General features: G+C 35.9%; 20 protein-coding genes and 1 pseudogene. 19 read left to right on the forward strand and 2 right to left on the reverse strand.

The annotated features are described in order from the left end of the window. Positions 1–162: 162 nt before the first annotated feature. From M2132_RS03390 to M2132_RS03475, 18 genes and pseudogenes are all read left to right on the forward strand, one after another. Positions 163–1,170: pseudogene (locus tag M2132_RS03390) on the forward strand (AAA family ATPase); the annotation flags it as partial. 285 nt (positions 1,171–1,455) lie between these two features. Next, positions 1,456–2,481, forward strand: a complete 1,026-nt coding sequence (locus M2132_RS03395) for an NAD-dependent epimerase (RefSeq protein ID WP_280671359.1) — start codon at positions 1,456–1,458, stop codon at positions 2,479–2,481. 17 nt (positions 2,482–2,498) lie between these two features. Continuing rightward, entirely contained in the window at positions 2,499–3,812 is a 1,314-nt protein-coding gene (locus M2132_RS03400) for a UDP-glucose/GDP-mannose dehydrogenase family protein (RefSeq protein ID WP_280671360.1), read from the forward strand. Between the two features lie 37 nt (positions 3,813–3,849). After that, the gene (locus M2132_RS03405; protein WP_280671361.1) at positions 3,850–4,839 is read left to right on the forward strand and encodes an SDR family oxidoreductase; all 990 of its coding nucleotides are present in this window, start codon (positions 3,850–3,852) and stop codon (positions 4,837–4,839) included. Between the two features lies 1 nt (position 4,840). Further along, positions 4,841–6,094: a nucleotide sugar dehydrogenase gene (locus M2132_RS03410; protein ID WP_280671362.1), complete on the forward strand. Its 1,254-nt coding sequence runs from the start codon at positions 4,841–4,843 to the stop codon at positions 6,092–6,094. A 60-nt stretch (positions 6,095–6,154) separates the two neighbouring features. Then, complete coding sequence (locus M2132_RS03415; RefSeq protein WP_280671365.1) at positions 6,155–7,588, forward strand: lipopolysaccharide biosynthesis protein; 1,434 nt, start codon at positions 6,155–6,157, stop codon at positions 7,586–7,588. Between the two features lie 11 nt (positions 7,589–7,599). Then, on the forward strand, positions 7,600–7,920 hold the full coding sequence (locus M2132_RS03420) for a hypothetical protein (RefSeq protein WP_280671367.1): 321 nt from the start codon (positions 7,600–7,602) through the stop codon (positions 7,918–7,920). Positions 7,921–7,937: 17 nt separating this feature from the next. Further along, positions 7,938–8,117 (forward strand): hypothetical protein, encoded by a 180-nt coding sequence (locus tag M2132_RS03425; RefSeq protein WP_280698202.1) that lies wholly within the window; start codon positions 7,938–7,940, stop codon positions 8,115–8,117. Further along, on the forward strand, positions 8,118–9,314 hold the full coding sequence (locus tag M2132_RS03430) for an O-antigen polymerase (protein ID WP_280671369.1): 1,197 nt from the start codon (positions 8,118–8,120) through the stop codon (positions 9,312–9,314). Between the two features lie 24 nt (positions 9,315–9,338). After that, complete coding sequence (locus M2132_RS03435) at positions 9,339–10,484, forward strand: glycosyltransferase (protein WP_280671371.1); 1,146 nt, start codon at positions 9,339–9,341, stop codon at positions 10,482–10,484. A 13-nt stretch (positions 10,485–10,497) separates the two neighbouring features. After that, complete coding sequence (locus M2132_RS03440) at positions 10,498–11,856, forward strand: phenylacetate--CoA ligase family protein (protein ID WP_280671373.1); 1,359 nt, start codon at positions 10,498–10,500, stop codon at positions 11,854–11,856. Between the two features lie 6 nt (positions 11,857–11,862). Further along, positions 11,863–13,026 carry a glycosyltransferase family 4 protein gene (locus tag M2132_RS03445; RefSeq protein WP_280671375.1) on the forward strand — a complete coding sequence of 388 codons (1,164 nt, stop codon included), beginning with the start codon at positions 11,863–11,865 and terminating at the stop codon, positions 13,024–13,026. Beyond that, positions 13,019–13,624 (forward strand): sugar transferase, encoded by a 606-nt coding sequence (locus M2132_RS03450; RefSeq protein ID WP_280671376.1) that lies wholly within the window; start codon positions 13,019–13,021, stop codon positions 13,622–13,624. The genes M2132_RS03445 and M2132_RS03450 overlap by 8 nt, the downstream gene beginning before the upstream one ends. A 16-nt stretch (positions 13,625–13,640) precedes the next feature. Continuing rightward, on the forward strand, positions 13,641–14,234 hold the full coding sequence (locus tag M2132_RS03455; protein ID WP_280671513.1) for an acetyltransferase: 594 nt from the start codon (positions 13,641–13,643) through the stop codon (positions 14,232–14,234). Continuing rightward, a complete protein-coding gene (locus tag M2132_RS03460) occupies positions 14,227–15,366 on the forward strand; it encodes a DegT/DnrJ/EryC1/StrS aminotransferase family protein (protein ID WP_280671377.1) in 1,140 nt (379 codons plus the stop codon). The genes M2132_RS03455 and M2132_RS03460 overlap by 8 nt, the downstream gene beginning before the upstream one ends. Positions 15,367–15,513: 147 nt before the next feature. Continuing rightward, complete coding sequence (locus M2132_RS03465; RefSeq protein WP_280671378.1) at positions 15,514–16,455, forward strand: hypothetical protein; 942 nt, start codon at positions 15,514–15,516, stop codon at positions 16,453–16,455. Positions 16,456–16,476: 21 nt separating this feature from the next. Further along, positions 16,477–17,688, forward strand: a complete 1,212-nt coding sequence (locus M2132_RS03470; RefSeq protein WP_280671379.1) for an L-serine ammonia-lyase — start codon at positions 16,477–16,479, stop codon at positions 17,686–17,688. 4 nt (positions 17,689–17,692) lie between these two features. Beyond that, positions 17,693–18,727 carry an endonuclease/exonuclease/phosphatase family protein gene (locus M2132_RS03475; RefSeq protein ID WP_280671380.1) on the forward strand — a complete coding sequence of 345 codons (1,035 nt, stop codon included), beginning with the start codon at positions 17,693–17,695 and terminating at the stop codon, positions 18,725–18,727. A 56-nt stretch (positions 18,728–18,783) separates the two neighbouring features. Here M2132_RS03475 and aroB read toward each other — a convergent pair whose 3' ends face one another. Beyond that, positions 18,784–19,842 (reverse strand): 3-dehydroquinate synthase, encoded by a 1,059-nt coding sequence (gene aroB / locus M2132_RS03480; protein ID WP_280671381.1) that lies wholly within the window; start codon positions 19,840–19,842, stop codon positions 18,784–18,786. 22 nt (positions 19,843–19,864) lie between these two features. After that, on the reverse strand, positions 19,865–20,836 hold the full coding sequence (gene fmt, locus M2132_RS03485) for a methionyl-tRNA formyltransferase (protein ID WP_280671382.1): 972 nt from the start codon (positions 20,834–20,836) through the stop codon (positions 19,865–19,867). Positions 20,837–20,984: 148 nt separating this feature from the next. Here fmt and coaBC point away from each other — a divergent pair, with 148 nt between their 5' ends. After that, positions 20,985–22,178 carry a bifunctional phosphopantothenoylcysteine decarboxylase/phosphopantothenate--cysteine ligase CoaBC gene (coaBC, locus tag M2132_RS03490; RefSeq protein ID WP_280671383.1) on the forward strand — a complete coding sequence of 398 codons (1,194 nt, stop codon included), beginning with the start codon at positions 20,985–20,987 and terminating at the stop codon, positions 22,176–22,178. Positions 22,179–22,193 lie beyond the last annotated feature (15 nt).

Genomic DNA, 22,193 nt, shown 5'->3' on the forward strand with positions numbered 1-22,193 from the left:
CAAAAAGTAAGGTCCACTGCCGGACTACTCATACATACGATGGGCAAAATTGCCATCGCTTTTATTTATCTAATTTTTTAAATACTGATTCGCATAAATAACATAACAACACTTCAAAGTCAATTGCACGAAATGCAAGGCGCTTCGGCAATGGTGAAAGAAGAAGTTGACGCAACTGATATTGCTGATGTGGTTTCCCGTTGGACAGGCATCCCTGTGAGCAAAATGCTTCAGAGCGAAAAAGATAAATTACTGAACCTCGAAAAAGAACTGCATAAGCGGGTAGTGGGGCAGGATGAGGCCATAGAAGCCGTTTCGAATGCCATACGCCGTAGTCGTGCCGGGTTGCAAGACCCCAAGAGGCCTATCGGTTCGTTTATCTTTTTAGGTACAACAGGGGTTGGTAAAACGGAGTTGGCAAAAGCTCTTGCCGAATTCTTGTTTGACGACGAAAACATGATGACACGCATCGACATGAGCGAATATCAGGAAAAATTCAGCGCCACCCGCCTCATCGGGGCACCTCCCGGATATGTGGGGTACGACGAAGGAGGGCAGCTTACCGAAGCAATCAGGCGAAAACCCTATTCGGTAGTATTGTTCGACGAAATAGAAAAAGCCCACCCGGATGTATTTAATATCCTGTTACAGGTTTTGGACGACGGACGGCTTACCGATAATAAGGGGCGTGTTGTAAATTTCAAGAATACGATTATTATCATGACCTCAAATATGGGTTCGCACTTGATACGTGAAAATTTTGCAGGTATCACTAAAAACAATCATGACGAGGTTATAGAAAAAACAAAGGCCGAAGTCTTGGATATGTTGAAATCGACCATTCGTCCCGAATTTTTGAATCGTATTGATGAAATAATCATGTTCGAGCCACTGAAGCAAACCGAAATAGCACAAGTGGTACGTATTCAATTGAACAGTATTGTTTCGATGCTCGAAAAAAATGGCGTAAAATTGCTATTTACCGATGCAGCTGTTAACCAGATTGCTGAAGCCGGATTTGATCCTGAATTTGGAGCCCGACCGGTGAAACGAGTTATTCAACGTCAGGTGCTTGACACACTTTCTAAAAAAATATTAGCCGGAACAGTGAATCATTCGCATCCTATTACAATAGATTCAGAAAATGGAGAATTAGTGTTTAATAACTAAAACAAATCATCAGATACTTCTTTTAAAGGTTTCTTTCTTTATCAATAATAGAGGAAGAAACCTTTGTTTTCTGTTAAAGCATGATGTAGTATGATTTTTTAGTCATAGAAAAATTGTTAAATATTTTATATTTACTTACCTTTGCGCTTGGGTGTTTTTGTAAAAAGACTAATATTTACTTGTGTTTACAAATGTAATAGCACCATATTAGCTTTTTAAAGTATGTAATTAAAAGTATTTTAAGTGGATTTTCACCAATCAAGAGTCAAGTTAATGAATAAAAATGTGACTAAAACTACAATTTTGGTTTCTGGTGCAGCTGGTTTTATTGGATTCCATGTAGTGCGGAAATTACTCAATGAGGGTTTTGTGGTCATCGGGCTTGATAATATAAATGATTATTACGATGTAAACTTAAAATATGGACGACTAAGGGAAACCGGGATAGAACAATCTTCTATCAAATATGGCGAAATGGTACAGAGTACAAAATACCATAATTACCGGTTCATTAAAGCAAATCTGGAAGACAGGCAGGCCATAGAAAATCTGTTTTCAACCGAAAAGATAAATATAGTTTGTCATTTAGCGGCACAGGCTGGAGTGCGCTATTCTATCGAAAATCCACACACATACATCGACAGTAATATTGTAGGCCTCCTTAATATATTAGAGTGTTGTAGACATAACAAAATTGAGCATTTGGTTTATGCTTCAAGTTCTTCGGTCTATGGCATGAACTCGAAAATTCCATTTTCGGAAAACGACAGGGTAGACCATCCTGTAAGCCTCTATGCGGCAACAAAAAAGAGTAATGAACTGATGGCGTATACTTACAGCCATCTTTATCAATTACCAACAACAGGATTACGCTTCTTTACGGTTTATGGTCCTTGGGGACGTCCGGACATGGCTCCAATGCTTTTTGCAACAGCCATATCGGAAGGGAAATCTATCAAAGTGTTCAATAATGGAGATATGAAACGAGACTTCACATATATAGACGATATTGTTGAAGGAATCGTATTAACGATGAAAGTTATACCGAACAAAAACAGTGAAACTCCGTTCTGTAGTTTGTTCAATATTGGCAATTCACAACCTGTTGCCCTTATGGATTTCATACAAACTCTTGAAGATTGTATGGGTAGAAAGGCAAAAATGGAAATGTATCCGATGCAGGCTGGCGATGTGAAAATTACTTATGCCGATACAACAAAGTTAGAACAGGCTACAGGCTATAAGCCAAATACGAGCCTTAAAGATGGGATAAATTGTTTTGCAAAATGGTATAAAAATTATTACAAATAAGACAATTATATAAAAGAATGAAAATAGCAATAGTTGGAACAGGTTATGTAGGACTCGTCACCGGAACATGTTTCTCCGAGATGGGGGTGGATGTTACATGTGTGGATGTAATGCAAGAAAAAATAAATAATCTGAAGAACGGAATCATTCCTATATACGAACCAGGACTCGAAGATATGGTTCGGCGCAATTATGATGCAGGCCGCCTAAACTTTGCCACCGATTTGGCATCCATATTGAATGATGTAGATATAGTTTTCAGTGCAGTGGGAACTCCTCCCGACGAAGACGGAAGCGCAGACCTGAAATACGTTTTGGAAGTGGCTCGCACAATTGGTGCAAATATGAATAAATATGTATTAGTTGTAACCAAAAGTACAGTACCTGTGGGAACTGCCCAAAAGGTGAAGGAAACTATACAAAAAGAGCTTGAAAAAAGAGGTGTAGACATTGAATTTGATGTTGCATCTAACCCTGAATTTCTAAAAGAGGGAAATGCCATAGACGATTTCATGAAACCCGACCGTGTTGTTGTTGGTATTGAATCCGATAAAGCAAAATCTCTCATGGAGAAGCTATACAAGCCATTTATGATGAGTAATAATCGTCTTATTTTTACGGATGTACCATCAGCCGAGATGATTAAATATGCGGCAAATGCTATGCTTGCAACCCGGATCAGTTTTATGAACGATATAGCCAATCTGTGTGAAATTGTAGGGGCTGATGTGAATATGGTACGTGTGGGTATCGGTAGCGATCCACGTATAGGCAACAAATTCCTTTATCCCGGTTGTGGATACGGAGGTTCATGTTTCCCCAAAGACGTTAAGGCTCTGATAAAGACAGCTGAACAAAAAGGCTATAATATGCGTGTATTAAAAGCTGTTGAGGAAGTTAATGATATACAAAAAGAAATATTATTTGAGAAACTTCTAAAACACTTTAATGGAAATATAAAAGGTAAAAAAATAGCAATTTGGGGTTTATCTTTTAAGCCCGAGACTGACGATATGCGGGAAGCGCCATCTTTAGTTATCATCAATAAGATATTAGAAGCCGGAGGCTCAGTCTCAGCTTACGATCCTATCGCTATGGGTGAGTGTAAACGTATTATCGGCGATAAAATTGATTATTGTACAAATATGTACGATGCCGTTCCCGATGCTGATGCTCTGTTGCTTGTTACAGAATGGAAAGAATTTCGTGTACCGAGCTGGAGCGTAATAAAAAAAGCGATGAAAAGGCCAGTCGTTATTGACGGACGAAATATTTATGAAAAGAAAGAGCTTCTGGAACAAGGCTTTGAGTACAGTTGTATAGGACAGTAAACATATTACAACCAGATTATTCGACAAAATATAATTTATGATGAATCATCAACTAGAAAATACCAAAATATTAGTAACCGGAGGAGCCGGATTCATAGGCTCTAATTTATGTGAAGAGTTACTCAAGTATAATTGTGATATTGTTTGCTTAGATAATTTTTCCACCGGTAAAATAGAGAATATAATACATTTATTCGGTAATAAGAGGTTTAAACTTCTGGTTGGAGATATTCGTAATATTGACGATTGCCAAAAAGCGGTAGAGGGTGTTGATTATGTGTTACATGAAGCAGCATTAGGTTCTGTTCCGCGTTCAATAAAAGATCCTATTACTAGTAATGATGTTAATGTTTCAGGATTTCTAAACATGTTGATTGCAGCAAGGGACGCGAAAGCAAAACGGTTTGTTTATGCAGCAAGTTCTTCCACATATGGCGATTCACAATCTTTGCCTAAAGTTGAGGATATTATAGGAAAACCCTTATCTCCATATGCAATAACAAAATATGTAAATGAACTCTATGCTGATGTTTTTTCGAAAACATATGGAACAGAGTGTATCGGATTACGATATTTTAATGTGTTTGGCCGACGGCAAGACCCTAATGGAGCATATGCAGCTGTAATTCCATTGTTCGTTAAGAAATTTATAAATCATGAATCTCCTGTAATAAACGGAGATGGAGAATATTCGAGAGACTTCACATATATAAAAAATGTGATACAGATGAATATTTTGGCGTTAACAACGCAAAATTCGGATGCAATAAATACTGTTTATAATACTGCATATGGCGAAAGGACAACATTGAATCAACTTGTTGGTTTTCTAAAGGAATTCTTAGGAAAGTATGATCCGGAAATACTGAAAGTAAAAGTAGAACATGGTCCAAACAGACAAGGAGATATTCCCCACTCACTTGCCTGTATTGATAAAGCTAAGGATTTGTTAGGGTATAATCCGGAATATAGTATGAAAGAAGGTTTAAGAGAAGCAACAGAATGGTATTGGAATAATTTAAAATAAGATGAAAGAAATAAAAATTGCAGTTGTAGGTTTAGGATATGTAGGTTTGCCATTGGCAAGGCTTTTCGCAACAAAGTATCCGGTTGTTGGTTTTGATGTTAATAAGAAAAGAGTAGAAGAATTAGCTGCGGGGCATGATCATACCCTTGAAGTAGAGGATAATATTCTTCAGTCTGTATTGAAAAAACAATCCGATGATAAAATAGGATTATATTGTTCTTGTAATTTAGATGATATAAAAGATTGTAATTATTATATAGTAACAGTTCCTACCCCTGTAGATAAGAACAACAGACCAGATCTAACCCCTTTGATAAAGGCAAGTGAAACAGTAGGTAAGGTTATAAATAAAGGAAATATTGTAATTTACGAATCCACTGTATATCCGGGAGCTACAGAAGAGGACTGCATTCCTGTGGTAGAAAAAATTTCGGGACTTAAATTTAATGTAGATTTTTTTGCTGGTTATTCACCTGAACGAATCAATCCGGGCGATAAAGAACATACTGTTGAAAAAATTAAGAAAGTGACATCCGGTTCTACGCCTGAAATTGGAGAAAAAGTGAATAATTTATATTCTTCAGTTATAATTGCCGGAACACATTTGGCTCCAACTATTAAAGTTGCTGAATCAGCAAAAGTGATTGAAAATTCGCAACGCGACATAAATATTGCATTCGTCAATGAATTGAAAAAAATATTCGACAGAATGGGTATTGACACAAATGCTGTTTTGGAAGCCGCAGGCACAAAATGGAACTTTCTTCCTTTCAAACCGGGACTTGTAGGAGGTCATTGTATTGGTGTTGACCCATATTACTTAGCACAAAAAGCACAGGAATATGGCTATCATCCGGAAATTATTTTAGCTGGGCGCCGTATGAATGACAGCATGGGCGAATATGTGGCTAGTCAGGTAGTGAAAAAAATGATAAAACAAGGTATTCAGGTGAAAGACTCCAACATTTTAGTTTTGGGTATTACATTCAAGGAAAACTGCCCTGATGTACGTAATACTAAAGTTGTGGACGTTATCCGGGAATTGAAAGAGTATGATACCAATATTACGGTTTACGACCCATGGGCTAATCCACAAGAAGTGAAACATGAATACGGATTGGATATTCTGACAGAAATGCCACAAGGTGAATTTGATGCTGTGGTGTTGGCTGTGACGCACAAGGAGTTTGAAAATTTAGATTACACTTTTTTGTTAAAGAATAAAAAAAATACTTACAGTCTGAAGAATATTTGAAACAATTTAGTCCTTATTTTATAAGGAATATATAAGTTCTGAAGTAGAACTTTTTCGTCTATGGAAAAAACAACATTAAAAAAAAATATAATAAACGGAACATTGTGGTCTACAGGAGGGCAGATAGCTTCTTTATTTATTGGCTTAATAGCTAATATTTGGTTGGCTCGCATACTGTCGCCTGACGAATTTGGACAAGTTGGTGTTGTTATGTTCTTTATTATAGTAGCAAATGTTCTTACTGAAGGCGGATTAGTTGGTGCATTAGTTCGAAAAAAGGATGCAACCCCCAAGGATTATTCTACTGTATTTATATGCAATCTGGTTATAAGTGTATTATGTTTCTTATTGTTAGTTGCTTTTTCAGGAAAAATAGCTGATTTTTATAAAGATCAGGCTCTTCAGTCGCTACTTATTGTTGCATCTCCAGTACTTATTATAAATGCATTCCAAATAACTCAACTCGCAAAACTAATAAGTGATCTCAAATTTAAAAAAAGATCTATATTAAGACTTATTTCAACTATTATTGGGTCGATTGTAGGAATAATATCTGCATATTGTGGTACCGGAGTTTGGTCATTAATATATATGCAACTGGGAATTGCAGCGTCATTGACAATATTACTTTGGATTACTGAAGGTTTATTCTTTTCTATTCAATTCAGTAAAGTTTCTTTTAAAAAATTATATAGCTTTGGAGTCAACACTACATTAGCTTCTCTTTTAGATACTGCTTTTGACAATATTTATCAATTGATTTTGGGTAAATATTTTTCATTTAATCAGGTAGGATATTATTATCAGGCAAAAAAACTGCAAGATGTTCCGGGAGGAGTTATTAATATGGTAACACAAACTGTCATTTTTTCATCTTTAGCAAAACTGCAAGATGATAAAGTTGCTTTTACAAAAGCTTATAATAAAATAACATTGTTATTTTTAGTCGTTTTGGGTTTTATCAGTTGCCTTATCTATGTATATTCAGAACAAATTATTCTCATTGTATATGGAAAAAAATGGTTAGGTGCTATTTTTTATATGCAATTGTTAACTATAGCTTCTTTTTTTTATTTACAAGAGAAAATTAATAGAGTAATTTTTAAAGTATTTGATAAAACAAATCAAATACTTTATCTAGAATTTTTCAAAAAGGGAGTTCAAATCATAAGTATAATAGTAGGGGTTATCTATTTAAATATCTATTTTTTGATTGTGGGTTTCGTTATAACAAGTATTATAGGCTATTTTATTAATTATTTTTATTCAAGAAAAATATTAGAAAAAGATGGTTCCTTTGAATTTGTTTCTGTAATAAAAGTTGTAATGATTGCTTCTATCTGTATATTTGTTACATGTGAAGTAAATAACTGTATAGAAAACATCTATATAAAATTATTTTCATTACCCTTATTAATTATACTATATTGGGGAGGATTATATATATTAAGAATATATAATATAATAGATTTCATTAAGAACTTTAAAAAATAATTTATATGATTATGTTGAATAAAATATTAAATATGTGTAGAAGGCTTTTTTGGTCTCCAACTAAATATGGCCGCCACCTAGGTGCAAAGATTGGAAATAATTGCCTAATATCTACAAAAGGATTTCCGTCAGAAGCTTATTTAATAGAAATTGGAAATTATTGCAGAATAGCATCCAATGTTGCCTTTTTTACGCATGGAGGAATTTGGTCACAGAGGAAAAAATATAATGAAAACCTTGATTATTTTGGTAAAATTAAAGTTGGAAACTATACATATATTGGAGAAGGTGCTAAAATTATGGCTGGAGTCACATCGGAAATGACGTTATAATAGGAGCTGGGAGTATTGTGACAAAATCTATTCCAGATGGAAAAATAGTCGCTGGCAACCCTGCTAAAATTGTGGGGGAAACGATTGATTTCGTTAATAAAATAAGAAATATTAGTGTATCAACAAAGACTATGAATTATTCAGAGAAAAAAACTTTTTTACTTTCATTAAATGATGATAAATTTATAAAGAAGTAGATGCCAATTCTTTTATGCATATTAGAAACATTTTTTATATATAAACTATATAAAAAATTTCAATTTAAAAATTTCTTTGTTTTAGTATATCTAATTGTATATTTTTACTGTAACGCTATTTTATTTGATATTTATATACTAGGCAATGAATCTGTTTTGAATAAAACTTTGGTTGTAATTGATATTAATTCAACAGCCTTTGACCTTGTTTTCATTGTTTATTTTCTGTTTTTATTAAGTTTTTACTTGATGTTTTATTATTATTCTCCGCTGAAGAGTGAAAATACTCAATATCAAGTAAATATAAATTCTAAGATAATAATATTTGTTTGTTTCGTTTTATTGGTAACTGCATATTCGAATTTGCAAGTTGATAGAGTTACTCTTAAAGATGAAGGTAATTTTATAACAAATACTTTAAACGTATTATTATCCTATTTTTTTATTTTCATTGTTTTTTATTCAAAAAAAATCAACTCTAAAATATTTTTTTTCTTTGTTGTATCATTTATAATATATAGTATTTCTAGGTTTGAGAGAGAACCTCTTGTCTTTCTTTTTATTATATTATTGTTTTATTATCAACCTAAGAAAAGTATTGTTTATTTGATTCCTGTATTTCTGATTGGCTTATTTGCTTTAAGTTATTATAAAGCATTTTCTGCTATAGCCCTGCGAGGGGATGGTATGGGTCTGTTTTTTGCTTATGTAAAAAATAATCCGATTTCTTTATCTATGCTTGATCCTTTGCCTTCATTTAGTTTATTATATGACTATTTTAACTCAAATCATCTTTTTTATTCCGATTTTCAATTTTCTTATTTTACTTCCTTTCAGAATCAATTTGAAAAATATTACTATGGAAAAGAAATAAGTTCGGTGAGTAAATATTTATCTGATTATTATGTAAAAGGACAATACGGAGTTGCTTTTTCTATGATATTGGAGTCTCTTCTAAATTTTTCTTTTTTCGGTCCTGTTTTTTTAGCTATAGTTGCCAAAATAATTTATAACTTTTTAATAAAACACTTCTATTATATACAAACTGTTATCAATGTGATGTTTGTAATGTTTTTTTTATCATTTGTTAGAACTGAATTAATGGTTATGATTAAAATCTTTATTATTCCAATGGTTATATTTCTTGTATTAGTTCACATTCATAAAAAGTTAACGAGAAAAACAAGTTTTAGCTGAGTATAATAATATCAAATAGAAATAATGAAAAATAATTCTACTAAAAAGAACCTGTGTATTTTTACATTAAGCATGGGGAGTGGTGGTGCAGAAAGATTTATCAGCTTAATAATACCTCCACTTACAAAAAAGTATAATATTACTCTTGTCCTTTTTAACCAAAATATACATTATTCTTTACCGGAAAACGTATCGATTGTTTATTTAAATAGCAAAAAGAAACAATCATTTGTAAGAAAAATATTTTCTTTTATTCCTATGATATATAAATATGTATCATTTATCAAGAAGAATGATATTCCTGTGGCCATGTCTTTTCTTACTCGTCCCAATATCATAAATGGTATCTGCAAAATATTTTGTCCTAAAACTAAAATTATTATTAGTGAAAGGGCATATCCAAGTTTAGCATATAGTAATTCCTTTAAAGGAAGATTACTATTATATAAGGTTCTTATTCCTCTTTTCTATAATAAGGCTGATTTATTATTTTCTAATTCAGTTTATATTAATGATGATTTAATATCAAATTTCAGGCTAAGGATACCTTCATTCGTAATATATAATCCGGTTATAATGCCATCAAAGAAAGCTGCTGTTAATAATGAAACCTCTTATTTGAAAATTATAAATGTAGGTTCTCTTGTTTCAAGAAAAAATCAAAAATTGATATTAGAGGCGTTAGCCATATCAAAAAATTCTTATAAAATGACAATTGTTGGTGATGGTGAAACGAAAAATAGTCTAATAGAATTGTCTAAAAAGTTGAATATTGAAAGAAATGTAGATTTCGTTGGGCGTTCGTCTCATGTCGGAGACTTTTTGTCTGATAATGAATGTTTCATTCTATCATCTAATGCAGAAGGTTTTCCGAATGTTATATTGGAGGCAATGTCGTATGGTCTTACAATAATATCAACTAATTGTATGTCCGGTCCATTGGAGCTTCTTAATGAGAATGTAGCAGTCTATATACCTCAAGGGGATTTTGTAATAGCAAAATATGGGATATTGGTCAATACGAACGATTCTGAAGGTTTAACAAAAGCAATAGACTACGTAGCAACAAATAGGGAATTCAGAATTTCCATGCATAATGCTAGTATTCAAAGAGCCAATAATTATAGCCTCGAAAATATTGTGGATGAATTAGTAGATATAATAGAATAAAAATTGTCTCATTATGGCTTTAAAAGAGAAATTATATCGAATCTCTCCCCATATTATTCAGGGTGTATTCATTAGTTTATTTAACTTCCTTGCTTATCGGAAACGTTATGGGGGCAAATATAAGGAATTCCGAAAACTCTTTAAAGAAAGGGAAAACATATCCTTAGAAGAATTAAAAAAAATACAAACCGAAAGAAAAGAAGAGTTCTTATCTTATGTTATAAGAAAATCATCGTTTTATAAGAAAATATATGCTGAAAATAACGATGAGTTTCCTATTGTCACTAAAGAATTATTGAGAAGTAATCTGAAAGACGTTTACACCATAAATAAAATAAATGGAATCGTATCTAAAACAGGAGGAACTACAGGTAAATCTTTAGAAGTTTTGTTTACACCTGAAGATATGCAAGAACGTTTTGCTATGCTTGACAATTTCAGGGCAAAGTTTGGTTATGAACTTGGCAAAAAAACAGCATGGTTCTCTGGAAAGACATTGTTGACCCATAAAGATGTAAAAAAAAATATTTTTTGGAAAACGGATTATTTTTATAAAGTTCGCTATTATTCTACATTTCACATTAAAAATGATTATCTCAAATATTATCTGGAAAACCTCATTGAATATGAACCTGAATACATTGTAGGATTCCCTTCTTCTATATTAGAAATTGCAAAATATGGTATTCAAAATGGTTATGATTTTCCTAACAATAAAATTAAAGCCATTTTCCCTACAGCCGAAACTATTACAAATGAAATAAGAAATACGATAGAATCGTTTTTTAAGACTAATATGTATGACCAATATGCTTCATCAGAAGGTGCTCCTTTTATTTTTGAATGCAAGAATCATAAATTGCATATGGAGTTGCAAAGTGGCATATTTGAGGTTTTAGATGAAAATAATGAATTTGCACAACAAGGCAAACTGGTGCTAACAAGTTTTACAACACATGGTACACCTCTTATCAGATATGATATTGGAGATATGATTAAGCTATCGCACGAAACTTGTACCTGTGGAAACAATAATCCAATAGTAAAAGAAATTTTAGGAAGAATAGATGATTATATATATTCTCCTGATAATGGGAAGATTAATTTAGGGAATGTTTCAAATACACTAAAAGGGACAAAAGGTATTATTAAATTTCAAGCTATTCAGAATAAGCTTGATTTAATCGAAATACAAGTTGTTGTTGACAATGAAATATTTAATGAAAAAATAAGTAATGTTTTCTTATTGAATTGGCAAGAACGTGTTGGGAATAACATGAAAATAGAAATAAAAAAAGTAAATGATATTCCTAATGAGAAGAGTGGGAAATATCGTTTAGTGAAAAACAATATTAAACATCTTATTAAATAAAATAAAATGCCTAAACTTATCCGTATAACAACAATACCAATCTCCCTGGATAAACTTTTGGATAGACAGATGTCTTTCATGAAGAAATATTATGAGGTTGTAGCGGTTTCTTCAGATAATAACTATTTAAATAAAGTAGGGGAAAAAGAAGGGGTGAGGACTTTCTGCGTAGAAATGACAAGAAAAATAACCCCAATAAAAGACTTAAAAGCATTATGGAAGCTGTATGGATTCTTGAAAAAAGAAAAGCCTTTATTCGTACACACGCATACCCCTAAGGCAGGAACAATTGGCATGATTGCTGCATGGTTAGCCAAAGTACCAAACAGACTACATACAGTTGCAGGCTTACCTTTATTGGAGGCCAAAGGAAATAAAAGAAAACTATTAAATCTTGTAGAAAAAATAACATATGTATGCTCAACTCGAGTATATCCGAACTCTATGGGATTAAAAGAAATTATAATAAAAGAACAATTTTGCTCCGAAAAAAAATTAAAGGTGATAGGCAATGGAAGTTCAAATGGAATAAATACATCTTTTTTTGATCCTACCTTATATAATGATGAAGATAGATATAAATTAAAACAAGAATTAAATATTGGTAATAAAGATCTTGTGTTTATTTTTGTTGGCCGCCTTGTTACAGATAAAGGGATAAATGAACTAATAGAAGCTTTCGGAATAATAAATATTAAATTCCCCAACACAAAACTATTATTGGTTGGTCCATTAGAATCTGATTTAGACCCCCTAAAAGAAAATACTTTAAAGATAATAGACGAATGTGAAAATGTTATTGCTGTTGGTTGGCAATCGGACGTGAGACCTTATCTGGCTATCTCTGATGCTTTAGTTTTTCCCAGTTACAGAGAGGGATTTCCTAATGTTGTAATGCAAGCCGGAGCAATGGGGTTGCCTTCAATTGTTACAAATATAAATGGTTGTAATGAAATCATCATCGAAGGAGAAAACGGAAACATTATTCCTGTAAAAGATTCTGATGCTATTTACAGAGCAATGGAATTATATTTGACAAATAAGGATTTTATGTTTAAATTAAAGAAAAATGTCCGAAATCTAATCGTTTCTCGTTATGAACAAAAAGTAGTGTGGGAGGCATTATTGGAGGAGTATAAGTCATTGGAAAAAAAGAGTCAGAATGTATAAGCACTGTTTTAAACGTTTTTTAGATTTCATATTGTCTTTGGTTGGATTTATTGTATTATCTCCAATCTTTATTATTGTTTCTATATTCTTGTTTATAGCAAATGACGGGAAACCGTTCTTTTTTCAACAAAGACCTGGTAGAAAGAATGAAATCTTTAAAGTTATCAAGTTTAAGACAATGAACGACAAAAAAGATAAAAATGGAAATCTTTTACCTGATTCTGAACGTTTAACAGCAGTTGGTTCTTTTATCCGTAAAACATCATTAGATGAGATACCTCAGTTGCTGAATGTAATAAAGGGAGATATGAGTCTTATCGGACCACGCCCTTTGTTGGTCGAATACTTGCCTTTGTACAACGATGTACAGGCTCGTAGGCATGAAGTCCGTCCGGGTATTACGGGATGGGCACAGGTAAATGGACGTAATGCCATTTCTTGGCAACAAAAATTCGAATACGATGTTTGGTATGTTGATAACATATCTTTCTTCCTTGATTTGAAAATTTTATGGTACACTTTTGTAAAAGTGTTCAAATCGGAAGGAATAAGTTCAGGAACAAGTGTTACAATGGAAAAATTTAAAGGGAACGAATAGGCTTTTTATGCAGAACATTTATTTATATGGAGCAGGTGGGCACGCAAAAGTAATTATAGATATTCTTAAGTCGATGAATATCTCAGTTACAAGTGTATACGATGATAATCTGAGCATTTCCGAAGTATTGGGAACCCCAGTTGTTCATGATAAAGTTAGTTCTCCTCTGATTATCAGCATAGGAAATAATGCTATAAGAAAAAAAGTAGAAGAAAAACTTCAGAATATTAATTATGGGAAGGCATTAGCCACATCTGCAATTATTTCAGATACTGCTCTTATTGAGAATGGAACCGTTGTCATGCAGGGAGTAGTCATACAATCCTCAGTGAAGATAGGAAGACATGCCATAATTAACACAGGGGCAACAGTAGATCATGATTGTATAATACATGATTTTGTACACATTGCACCCGGATGTAACCTTTGCGGAAATGTAGAAGTTGGTGAAGGTACATTCATTGGAGCTGGAACAGTAATAATTCCGGGGGTTAAAGTCGGAAAATGGTGTGTTGTTGGGGCTGGCTCCGTTATCCGTAAAAATATTCCGGATAATGTAATGGCTGTAGGTAATCCTTGTAAAATATATAAAACAATAAATAATGAATAATCAACGTATTTGGCTTTCCCTTGCTCATATGGGAGGGAAAGAGCAAGACTTTGTAAAAGAAGCCTTCGATACTAATTGGGTAGTACCTTTAGGACCCAATGTAGACGGATTTGAAGCCGACCTATCGGCTTATCTTGGTGGTGGTGTGCATGCGGCAGCCCTTTCGGCAGGAACAGCAGCCCTACATTTAGGCTTGGTTTTGTTGGGAGTGAAAGCCGGTGATGAAGTTATATGTCAAAGTTTCACTTTCTCGGCATCGGCAAACCCTATAGCATATCAGGGAGCCACTCCAGTGTTTGTTGATAGTGAAAAAGATACATGGAATATGTCGCCTCAGCACCTTGAAATAGCTATCAAAGACCGTATATCAAAAGGCAAAAAGCCGAAAGCAATCGTGCCTGTGCATCTATATGGTATGCCAAGTAATATGGAGGCTATTTGTGCTATTGCCCAGAAATACGAAATTCCGATACTTGAAGATGCTGCCGAAGCTCTTGGCTCTACTTATAAAGGGGAGCATTGTGGTACGATAGGCGAAATATCAGCCCTTTCTTTTAATGGCAATAAAATAATAACTACATCCGGAGGAGGAGCCCTTATTGCTAAGAACAAACAATATGCCGACAGTGCGAAATTTCTTGCCACCCAAGCCCGTGATGCAGCACCCCATTATCAACACTCACATATAGGATATAACTACCGGATGAGTAACGTTGTTGCCGGTGTGGGTAGAGGGCAAATGCTTGTATTACAAGAACGTGTTAAGCAAAGACGTGCCAATAATCAATTTTACAGGGAGGCCTTAGTCGATATTAAAGGAATAACGTTTCAGACAGAACCATCGGCTGATTATTTCTCCAATTATTGGCTGACGTCAATTCTTATTGACCCTCAATTGACTAACGGAAAAACACGCGAGGATGTTCGTTTGGCTCTCGATGCTGCCAATATAGAGTCTCGTCCATTATGGAAACCGATGCACTTGCAGCCAATCTTTGCCGATTGCCCTTTCTATGGCGATGGAACCTCCGAGCATTTGTTCGATATTGGTTTATGTCTGCCTTCTGGGTCGATATTAACTACTCAAGAACTACAAAGGGTTGTTGATGTAATAAAAAATACACTTAAATAAAAAATATACACATACACAAATAAAGCCTTGCATTTTGTAAGGCTTTATTTATATTTTGCCAATTCATAAACATAGAAAAAGACTCTTTCTGCAACTAAAAATATAAAGTAGTATATTTGCTGCCTAATACGAATTAACCGTTAAAAAATGCGTTTTGTATTACACGTTTTACTGCTAACATACCTCTTTATATCCCCAACCATGACTTCTGCGCAAGAAGTGAAATTTTGTACTACCTTAGCGGAAGAATATATTCAGAAAGAAAAATATCAGGAAGCAGTAGAATATTCGACAAAAAAGATAATATCCTCGCCACACTTTACCGTACCATATCATTATTGTGGGGTAGCCTACTTTTATATGGATAAGTTTAATCTGTCGATAGGGGCTTTCACTAAACTGATAGAACTCGATCCTGTTTCGGTAGTTTACAGTAATAGAGGAGGCGTATATTCGGCAATAGGATACGACGAACTTGCCAATAAAGATTTCGAAGAAGCGATAAGGCTCGATTCGGCTAACTATGTTTCATATTGCAACAGATTGGCCACTTATATAAACAATAGGTTGTTCGATGAGGCTAAAAACGATTTATATAAGGCCGAATTGTATGGTTGTCCGCAGGAAACTGTTTTTCATAACTGGAGCGATTATTTCTGGGTTCAAAAAGAATTAAACTCGTCTATTCATTATGCCTACGAGGGTTTGAGAATAAATCCTAATAATATGGATTTACATTACAGGAAACTCCGGATATTAGAAAAAAAAGGATTACCTTTAACTTCATCTTGCAAAGAGATAATATGGAGAGGTAAGAATCAACTAAAGAAAAGACCCGGATCGGCAAATATTTATTGGTATATGGGCGATGCCTATGCCAAATTAAGAAACAAAACAGAATCCGAGAGATACTATAAGAAGGCTCTGTTGCTTTTTACGGAAAAAATAATGCAATATCCACAATCGTATGTGTTTCTTTTTTGCCGGGGTATGGTTTATAAGGGTCTTGGAAATGATAAGTTAGCGTATAAAGACTTTGAAGCAGCGTACATGCTGAATGCCGATTATCCTTATCTGGAACTTCAATAAGATTTAGACTTTAATAAAAATATGGAATCAATCAGAAATTTATTCAAAATAGGTAATGGCCCTTCAAGTAGCCATACGATAGGGCCAAGAAAAGCCGCGCATATATTTAAGGAAAAAAATCCAATGGCGGTCTCTTTCGTTGTTGAGCTTTATGGTAGCCTTGCCGCCACAGGCAAAGGTCACCTCACCGATACAGCTATAATAGACGAATTGGCGCCCAAAGAAGTGGAGATAATATGGACGCCGGATATTGAATTGCCTTTCCATCCTAATGGGATGATATTTAAAGCTATTGCCTCTAATGGAGAAGTCATAGATTCATGGGAGATATATAGTGTGGGTGGGGGTAGTCTTGAGAACCAAACCACGAGAGAAGAAAAGAAAGATTCGATTTACGAGCTGACAACCATGTACGAGATTCTGCAATGGTGTCAGAAAACAGGAAAGTCGTTTTGGGAATACGTCCGCGATGTTGAAGGCGAAAGCATCTTCGATTATTTGCATGAGGTATGGCAAGTAATGGAATCGACTATACAAAAAGGACTTGACGAAGAAGGGCTTCTGCCCGGTGGATTGGCTTTGCAAAGAAAGGCATCGTCTTACTACGTTAAAGCTATCAGCTATCAGGGTTCTATGAAAAGTCGCGCTTTGCTCTTTGCATACGCCTTGGCCACATCCGAGGAGAATGCCGCCGGAGGACGTATCGTTACGGCTCCCACTTGTGGTTCGAGTGGTATCCTGCCTGCTGTTTTATACCATCTTTATACACGCAAAGGCGGATTGAGCGAAAAAAGGATTCTGCATGCGCTGGCCACAGCCGGCCTTGTGGGTAATATAGTAAAAACAAATGCCTCGATATCGGGGGCTGAGGTAGGCTGCCAAGGCGAAGTAGGCGTTGCCTGTGCTATGGCGGCAGCGGCAGGAACACAGATATTTGGAGGAACAACCTCGCAGATAGAATATGCGTCTGAAATGGGGCTTGAACACCATTTGGGTTTAACCTGCGACCCTGTTTGCGGATTGGTTCAAGTGCCTTGCATTGAACGTAATGCTTTTGCGGCTATCCGCGCGCTCGACTCTTGCTCTTACGCCATGCTGTCGGATGGTAAGCATCTGGTTAGCTTCGATAAGGTTGTCCGCACCATGAATCAAACAGGGCATGATTTACCGAGCTTATATAAAGAAACTTCGCACGGTGGATTGGCTGTTTATATGAACACGAAAGATAAGTAAAAGTGTGATATCGAATAGGATTATTCTTACTGTTGTAGTCCTTTTGTTTTTGAGTAGCAGTACATCTACTGCTCAAGAAAAAAGATTTGCTTTTGCTTTTTACAATCTGGAAAATCTGTTCGACACTCACCACGATACGGGCAAATATGACTGGGAATACACCCCCACGGGTAATAAACGATGGACAAAAGACCGTTACAAGAAAAAGATAAATAATCTGGCTTTTGTAATTGATAAACTTGGCAAACCGCATTGCCCGGAAGGAATCACAATACTCGGCGTGGGCGAAGTTGAAAACAAACAAGCCTTGACCGACCTGATAAGAAACAAGCATATTGCTAAACGTAAGTTTGGTTTTGTTCACCATGAATCGCCCGATGCCAGAGGGATAGATGTAGCTTTAATCTATGAGGCTAAGGTATTTAAAGTCCTTTCCTCCAAAGCGTATCCTCTCAATAAAATTAAAAACCAACAGGTCAGAACCCGTTATCAGCTTTTGGTTAAGGGTGTCTTAAACCAAAGAGACACTCTACATATCATTGTGAATCATTGGCCATCGCGCAAAGATAAACGAAATGTAGAACAAAGGGATTATGCTGCAAAGCTAACCAAACGGATAGCCGATTCCATCCTCCAGAGCAATACTAAAGCAAAAATTGTGATAATGGGCGATTTTAACGATAACCCCGATAATCGTTCATGCAGGGTTATTCTTAATGCCAAAAGGAATAAAACCGATGTGAAAAAAGGAGGATTGTACAATCCGATGTGGAATATATACAAGAAAGGGATCGGCACGTATTGCTATCAAGGGTGGTGGAATATGTACGACCAATTTATTATTTCAGAATCACTTATTGCACCATCCGGGAAAAATAAAGGGCTTGCATTCACCAAAGCGGAGGTATGCCGTTTTGATTTTTTACTTCAAAAACAGGGAAAATACAAAGGGTATCCATTACGTACGTTTTCGGGTAATATTTTTCTGAACGGATATAGCGACCATCTACCCATTGTTTCTTATTTTGAAAGACGTTAGATATATTGGAGGGGAAATTGCGCAAGGGTGTTTTTGAACGTTGATAATCAAAACACTTACATCCCCATGCTTTCACGGAGAAAGTCGAACGATTCGTAAATTTCTTCTTTGTTGCTCGTTTGGTCTGTTTGGGCAATGCCTATATCTTGAAGAAGGGTAAAATTGATTTTGTCTGCCGTTTTATTTTTTTTGTCGTGTTTCATTAAATCGAACAAAGCATCATATTCTTTGCAAGAGAAAGGGAACGTACCATAGTTTTCCTTTATGAAATACATAGTTTGCAGGAATTTGTCTTTGGGAAACCCGCATTGTTTCGTAGAGAGATAAAGCTCGCATACCAGCCCCCAAGCCACGGCATAACCATGTGGAACGGGTTGCCCCATCCGTAGGGCAAGGCTTTCGAAAGCGTGGCCTGTGGTATGCCCTAAATTCAGTGTTTTACGGATATTCTCTTCTAAAGGGTCTTGCTCTACAATTTTTTCTTTAACAATCACCGATTCTAAGATAAGGTCGCTCAACAGAGGGTAGTCTATATCGTAGATGTTGAAGTTTAAAAGCTTAGCCCAAGTTTTCTTGTCAGATACCAGTCCGTGTTTTATCATTTCGGCATAGCCCGATAGTATTTCTTTATGTTCGAGGGTTTTGTAGAAGTTACCCTCTATTAACGTGGCTTTGGGCGGATAGAAGGCCCCGATCTCGTTTTTCAGACCCCCAAAGTTTACCCCTGTTTTACCTCCTATGGCAGCATCAACAGCACCCAACAGAGTTGTGGGTATATTCACATACCGTATGCCTCGTTTAAAGCATGCAGCGGCAAAACCACCAATATCTGAAACCATTCCACCACCCAGATTTATCATTAAGGAATGGCGTGTAGCATTGTTTTGGGTTAAATATTGCCATATTTGGGTAAGGGTATCGAGGGTTTTGTTATCATCGTCTGCCGGAATGGATATTTGTTCTGCCTCACGAATTTCTTCAACGCCTTCAATCAGAGGTAGGCACAGCTTTTGTGTGTTTTGGTCGGTCAGAACAAATATTTTGTCGTAAGGTATTGTTGCAAGCAAAGCTTTCAGGTCCTTCTGTATGTTTTCCGATTTAATTATCCTCTGCATAGATGCTTACGTATAGTTCTTATTATTTAAAACAGCTTCCCTCCGTAAATTTGTATCCCCTTAGCAATTCGTCTGTTTTCATCGCTTTTTTTCCGGGCATCTGAATACTTAGTACTCGTATCATTCCATCGGTACATGCTATGTCTATATATCCCTTTCCATCGGTGAAAATGCTACCTGCTGCTTGTTTTTTATCTGTTCTGATAACTTCGGCTTCGTATATTTTTACGTTTACGGGTTCTTTATCGGGCGAATGAAGTTCTGTCCATGCCGCAGGGTAGGGCGATAGTCCGCGGATGAGGTTGTAAACCTTTTCCGTAGGTTGCGCCCAGTTGATACGGCAAGTTTCTTTAAATATTTTGGGAGCGGCTTTCAGTTCCGATTCGTTTTTATAAAATTGTTCCTGAGGAATGGTTTCTATTTTATTTTCCAAGATTAAATCTACTGTTTTCCGGACAAGTAGCGAGCCTATGGTCATCAATCGGTCGTGTATCTTGCCCACATTATCCGATTGGGCGATTGGTGTTTTTTCTTGCAGGATGATTTTACCTGTATCAATCTCGTGGGTGAGGAAGAAGGTTGTAACCCCTGTTTCGGTTTCACCATTTATTACAGCCCAGTTTATAGGCGCTGCCCCCCTGTATTGAGGCAATAATGAAGCATGTAAGTTGAAAGTTCCTAAACGGGGCATGTTCCAAACAGCTTCGGGCAACATGCGGAAGGCAACCACTATTTGCAGATCGGCATTCCATGCCCTAAGGTCGGCCAGGAAATTTTCATCTTTCAGTTTTTCGGGTTGTAGAAGAGGAAGGTTGTTTTCTAAAGCGTATTTTTTGACGGGCGAATATTGAATTTTGTGCCCCCGTCCGCTGGGTTTGTCGGGCATGGTGACTACACCTACAACATTATAACCGTTTTCGACCAAAACCCGCAAACTCTCGACTGCAAAATCGGGGGTTCCCATATAAACAATTCTTAAATCTTTTTTATCCATGCTTAAAACTTTACGCTATCTTGTTTCAAGATTCAAACTTACACATAAAATATGGATTTAGAAATGCTTTATTTAAACCGAAATCTATAAAATTTTATTTTGTACTTTTGTGGGGTAACACATTACGAATGTAAATAATATTTAGAAAATGCCACTGAACGGTAAACATATAGTATTAGGAATAACAGGTAGTATAGCTGCTTTTAAGGCAGCAACATTGGCTCGTTTGTTAATAAAAAAAGGAGCTGAAGTACAGGTGGTGATAACACCGGCCGGCAAGGAGTTTATAACGCCCGTAACCCTGTCGACACTGACAAACAAACCTGTGGTAAGCGAATTCTTCACTGCCAACAGCGGAGAGTGGCACAGCCATGTGTCGTTGGGCTTGTGGGCCGATTTGATGGTTGTTGCACCCGCAACGGCATCCACAATCGGGAAAATGGCAAACGGAATAGCCGATAATATGCTTATAACTACTTACATGTCGATGAAGGCTCCCGTTGTGGTAGCTCCGGCAATGGATCTGGATATGTTTGCACACCCTTCAACAGCGCGAAACCTTGATATACTGAAAGCTTATGGCAACTATATAATAGAACCCGCATCGGGCGAGCTTGCCAGCCATCTTATTGGTAAAGGGCGGATGGAAGAACCCGAAAAAATAGCCGAATATATAGAAAACTTTTTCAGAAGAAAAGATTCGTTGAAAGGGCGAAAAGTGCTGATAACGGCAGGTCCTACCTACGAGAAGATAGATCCTGTTCGTTTTGTTGGCAATTATTCGTCCGGGAAAATGGGGTTTGCCCTTGCCGAAGAATGCGCCCACCGGGGTGCCGAAGTAGTATTGGTGGCTGGGCCTGTGTCCTTGCAATGCAATCATCCAAATATCAGGCGGGTAGATGTTGAGTCGGCCGACGAAATGTATCAGGAGACTATGAATAACTTTCCTGATTCGGATACAACTATCCTCTGTGCAGCAGTGGCCGACTATCGTCCGGTTGCCGTAGCCGACGAGAAGATAAAACGTACGGGCGACAGTCTGACATTAACACTTGTGCCCAATAAAGATATAGCTGCATCGTTGGGTGCTATAAAAAAAGAAAATCAGCGGCTTATTGGTTTCGCTCTCGAAACTAATAACGAAGAACAGAATGCGCTCTTGAAAATTGAGAAAAAAAATCTCGATTATATCGTATTGAATTCGCTCAATGACGCCGGGGCAGGATTTAAGCACAACACCAACAAGATAGCGATTATAAACCGAACGGGCGAACGTCAGGATTTCCCGTTGAAATCGAAAGCCGAGGTAGCAAAAGACATTATTGACAAAACATTAAATTAACCGATTGGCAACAAA

Origin of the sequence: Dysgonomonas sp. PH5-45 (assembly GCF_029893235.1) — a bacterium.
Classification (GTDB): Bacteria; Bacteroidota; Bacteroidia; order Bacteroidales; family Dysgonomonadaceae; genus UBA1309.